General features: G+C 27.6%; 6 protein-coding genes. All 6 read right to left on the bottom strand.

Annotated features, from left to right (window positions below):
- Positions 1–489, bottom strand: a 489-nt coding sequence (locus tag Q5F54_RS11375) for an AAA family ATPase (protein ID WP_302334450.1), incomplete at its 3' end; no start/stop codon positions are given.
- A 26-nt stretch (positions 490–515) separates the two neighbouring features.
- Positions 516–1,586 (bottom strand): elongator complex protein 3, encoded by a 1,071-nt coding sequence (locus Q5F54_RS11370; protein ID WP_071119722.1) that lies wholly within the window; start codon positions 1,584–1,586, stop codon positions 516–518.
- A gap of 35 nt (positions 1,587–1,621) precedes the next feature.
- Positions 1,622–2,323: a ribonuclease III gene (rnc, locus tag Q5F54_RS11365; protein ID WP_071119721.1), complete on the bottom strand. Its 702-nt coding sequence runs from the start codon at positions 2,321–2,323 to the stop codon at positions 1,622–1,624.
- 307 nt (positions 2,324–2,630) lie between these two features.
- Positions 2,631–3,050 (bottom strand): CD1247 N-terminal domain-containing protein, encoded by a 420-nt coding sequence (locus Q5F54_RS11360; RefSeq protein WP_071119720.1) that lies wholly within the window; start codon positions 3,048–3,050, stop codon positions 2,631–2,633.
- A gap of 86 nt (positions 3,051–3,136) precedes the next feature.
- Positions 3,137–3,694, bottom strand: a complete 558-nt coding sequence (gene efp, locus Q5F54_RS11355) for an elongation factor P (RefSeq protein ID WP_071119719.1) — start codon at positions 3,692–3,694, stop codon at positions 3,137–3,139.
- A gap of 202 nt (positions 3,695–3,896) precedes the next feature.
- On the bottom strand, positions 3,897–4,172 hold a 276-nt coding region (locus Q5F54_RS11350; RefSeq protein WP_302334449.1), incomplete at its 5' end, for a type II 3-dehydroquinate dehydratase.

The raw sequence follows: 4,172 nt of genomic DNA, 5'->3' as shown, positions 1-4,172 counted from the left end.
TTCATCAAATACCTTTCTTCTATTAACAGGATTATTGCTAAGTATTTCATCAACTTTACCCTGTTCTACAATTGAGTATCCATCCTTACCTATACCTGTATCTAATAGTATTTCTTTTATATCTTTCAATCTACAACTTTTATTATTTAAGAAAAACTCACTTTCTCCTGTTCTATAAGCTCTTCTTTTTATAGTAACTTCGCTAAATCCTAAATCTAATTTATTATCACTATTATCTAGTGTTATAGCTACTTCACAATAGTTCATAGCCTTTTTAGACTCCGTTCCTACAAATATTACGTCTTCTAATTTATCTCCTCTCAGGCTTTTAGCACTTTGTTCTCCTAAAACCCATCTAATAGCATCTGATATATTACTTTTTCCACTACCATTTGGACCAACTATTGCTGTTATTCCCTCATTGAAAACTATCTCTGTTTTTGTAGGAAATGACTTAAATCCTTTTATTTCAAGTCGCTTTAAATACAACGTCCTCTCTCCCTTCAATGATAAAACTAAAGGTTGTATATTTTATATAAACTTTCATAAATATGATTCATGTTAGTTTCTACTTCAATGTTATCATCTAATACAATCTCTAATGTATTTGTATCTATAATTTCTTCTTTAGTTTTTAATATTACGTTTAATTCATTTTTCATATAATTACTATTACTTTTTTTATTACCTATTATTTTAGATATGTTCTTCTTATTCGTCTTAACTAATATATTACTTTTAACCTTATTTTCTATAACAATAGATTTTAAGTAATCTTTAATCATTTCAGATTCTACTAATTCTCTAAATGCTGGATGATAAGGTCCATCAAGTATAGCCTTACCAAGTTGTATATCGTCTGTCGCTTGAAGTCCTACTCTTATTACGTTTATATTATTAACATAAAATAAAGCTAAAAGTTTCTTTACTATTTGTACACTCTCTTCTAATGTGAATGGACTATATTTTCTCTCATTTAATAAATTTTCAAGCCCTGTTTCTTTTACTACTAACGTTGGATATATTCTTACACAATCAGGCTTCATTTCTATAAATTTCCTTGCAGTTTCTATACACTTTCTTTCTGCATCAGATGGAAGACCTACCATCATTTGAAGTCCTAATTGTATACCATAATCCTTTATTAATTTTGCACTTTTAAATACTTCCTCTGCATGATGCCCTCTTATACTATCTCTAAGTACATCTTCATCTAAAGATTGCACACCAAGTTCAATTATACTAACTTTATATTCTTTTAACATTTTCAGTATATCTTCATCTATGCAGTCTGGTCTTGTAGACATTCTTATATCATTGACTAATCCTTTATCTACATATTCCTTAGCTACAGATAATAAACTTTTTTGTATATCTACATCTATTGCAGTAAAGCTCCCTCCAAAAAATGCAATTTCAACATTAGCATCTTTGTCTATAGTAGTTAAATATTCATCTACTATATTTTTTACATCTTCACTAGTTATGTCTGTGCTAACCCCTGTTATCTTCTTTTGATTACAAAATATACAATCATGAGGACAACCTCTATGAGGTACAAATATAGGTATTATTCTTTTTTTCATTTATTATCACCCTTTACTATAAACTCTTTTAAATTCTAATTAATATTATCTAATGCTTTTCTTGCAGCAACTTGTTCTGCTTCTTTTTTACTTTTACCTTCTCCAAATCCTAAAATCTTACTATCTATACCAACTTGCATAACAAATTTCTTATTATGGTCTGGACCTTTTTCATCTATTAATTTATACCATATATTAACTTCACCTTTGCTTTGTAAAACCTCTTGAAGATGAGTCTTATAATCTCTAAATATTTTTCCTTTTCTAGAGTTTGTAATTATATCTTTCATATATGTTAATATAAATTTAGAAGCTTCTCTAAGTCCTCCGTCTAAATAAATTGCTGCTATAACTGCTTCAAAAGCATCAGCAAGAATAGATATTCGTTCTCTTCCCCCAGTTGCTTCTTCTCCTTTTCCAAGTAGCATATATTCTCCAAGTTTTATACTAATAGCTACTTCACTTAATGATTCTTCACACACTATATTAGCTCTTAACTTAGTAAGTTCTCCTTCAGGTAATTCTGTTTCTTTTTTAAATAAGTAATCACTTATGACTATACTAAGTATAGAGTCTCCTAAGAACTCCAATCTTTCATTAAAGTTATACCCTTTATTTTCATTAGAATATGAACTATGAGTAAGTGCTTCTAATATATATTCTTTATTATTAAATCTATATCCGATAATATTTTCAAATTGAGCTATGCTGTCTAATATATTTTTGTTTAATTTCATTATAATACCTCCGAATTAACTTTCCTAGCTTATAGTGTACTATTTTTCTAAAAGTATTGCAAAATAAAATTAGTTTTTAACTATGTTCTATAAAGTATTTTATATATTATTTACTTTAAAATAAATATATTTATAATTTAAACTTTATTATATAAATTGCATAAATTTTTCATTATTATAATATTTTTATAACTTTAAGTTTTTAACTTAAATATATATTTTACTATGTATTTAAGTTGGAAAGTTTTATATTATATAGAAATGCCTATGAGACTTTTATCTCATAGGCATATTAGTTTATATTTAATTATTCTTCACAATCACAATCTGTACAACTATAATCGTCATCATCAGAAGATAATATTATAGCTTTACAATTCGGACAAACTACATCAACTTCATCATCATATAATAACTCTTCATCTATTTCTACTAAGTCATTACAGTTTGGGCATTCCATTTCTATAAAACTAAGATCATCGCAATCTTCATCTAGCTCGTCATCATCATATATGTCATCTTCTATATCTGATAAATCTTCATCTATAGACTCAACATATTCTGCTAAATCACACTGTTCTTCATCTAGTTCTACTATAGAATCTGCAAAACTTTCTAATACATCTATTATCTTATGTATTATTTTCCCTTCCTTAGTTTCTTTTGATATCTCTAACCCTTCAGCTAGACCTTTAAGATATGCTACTTCTTCATATAAATATTTCATATGTACCCCTCTCTTTCTTTTTTATATAAATTAAAAGCCCGTACATCTTTATTATTAAGATATACAAGCTTTTTATACATAAAAAACTAAACTCTTGATAAATATTCTCCAGTTCTAGTGTCTATTTTTATTTTGTCACCTTGATTTATGAATAAAGGAACTTGAACAACTGCTCCAGTTTCAACTGTAGCTGCCTTAGTTACGTTACTTGCTGTATCTCCTTTTATTCCTGGTTCAGTTTCTACTACTTCTAATTCTGCAAAGTTTGGAGCTTCAACTTGGAAAGCTTGACCTTGATAGAATCTTATAGTAGCTACTTCATTTTCTTTTAAGAATTTTATAGCATCTTCAACTTGCTCATAGTTTAATGGTATTTGATCATATGTTTCTTCATCCATGAAGTAGTATAATTCACCATCATTATATAAGTATTGCATTTGTCTTGTATCTATATGAGCTTTAGGGAATTTATCACTTGGGTTGAAAGCTTCTTCTCTTATAGCTCCTGTTTTTAAGTTTTTGTATTTAGTTCTAACGAAAGCTGCTCCTTTACCAGGCTTTACGTGTTGGAAATCAACTATTAAACATGGTTGACCATCTTTTTCAAATGTTACACCTTTTCTGAAATCACTTGCATTTACCATTTTGTCCCTCCATATAAAAATAATTTTATTCTTCGATACTTAGGATTAATTCAATTATATTATTATTATAATCAAATCTCTAAATTTAATTTTAGGCAAATATTTCTCTAGATTACTAGTTTGCCCATATCTATCCTTTTATTATCGTATACTCTGTAAATTATATACTCTATTGTAATCTTGTCAAGTAAATTATAATTATTTATATACTATTAACTAATGCATTTATCGCTAATATATATCCATAAAAACCAAAGCCTGATATTTGCCCAATACATGCACCTGCTGTAACACTCTTCTTTCTAAATTCCTCTTGTCTTTGATGAATATTAGAAATATGTACTTCTACACAATTAATATTGATAGATTTAATTGCATCATAAATCGCATAACTATAATGACTAAAAGCTCCTGGATTTATAACTACTCCATCAAATATATCACTTGCTTCATGAAGTTTATCTATTATTTCTCCTTC

Source organism: uncultured Romboutsia sp. (genome assembly GCF_958366745.1).
GTDB lineage: Bacteria > Bacillota > Clostridia > Peptostreptococcales > Peptostreptococcaceae > Romboutsia > Romboutsia timonensis.
The sequence above is the reverse complement of the archived record's forward strand: the minus strand, read 5'-3'. Positions and strand labels throughout refer to the sequence as shown.

Excerpts from the sequence above, each read along its gene's own strand:
- Q5F54_RS11370 (WP_071119722.1), bottom strand. The coding sequence starts at position 1,586 with ATGAAAAAAAGAATAATACCTATATTTGTACCTCATAGAGGTTGTCCT.
- rnc (WP_071119721.1), bottom strand. The coding sequence starts at position 2,323 with ATGAAATTAAACAAAAATATATTAGACAGCATAGCTCAATTTGAAAAT.
- efp (WP_071119719.1), bottom strand. The coding sequence starts at position 3,694 with ATGGTAAATGCAAGTGATTTCAGAAAAGGTGTAACATTTGAAAAAGAT.
- Q5F54_RS11360 (WP_071119720.1), bottom strand. The coding sequence starts at position 3,050 with ATGAAATATTTATATGAAGAAGTAGCATATCTTAAAGGTCTAGCTGAA.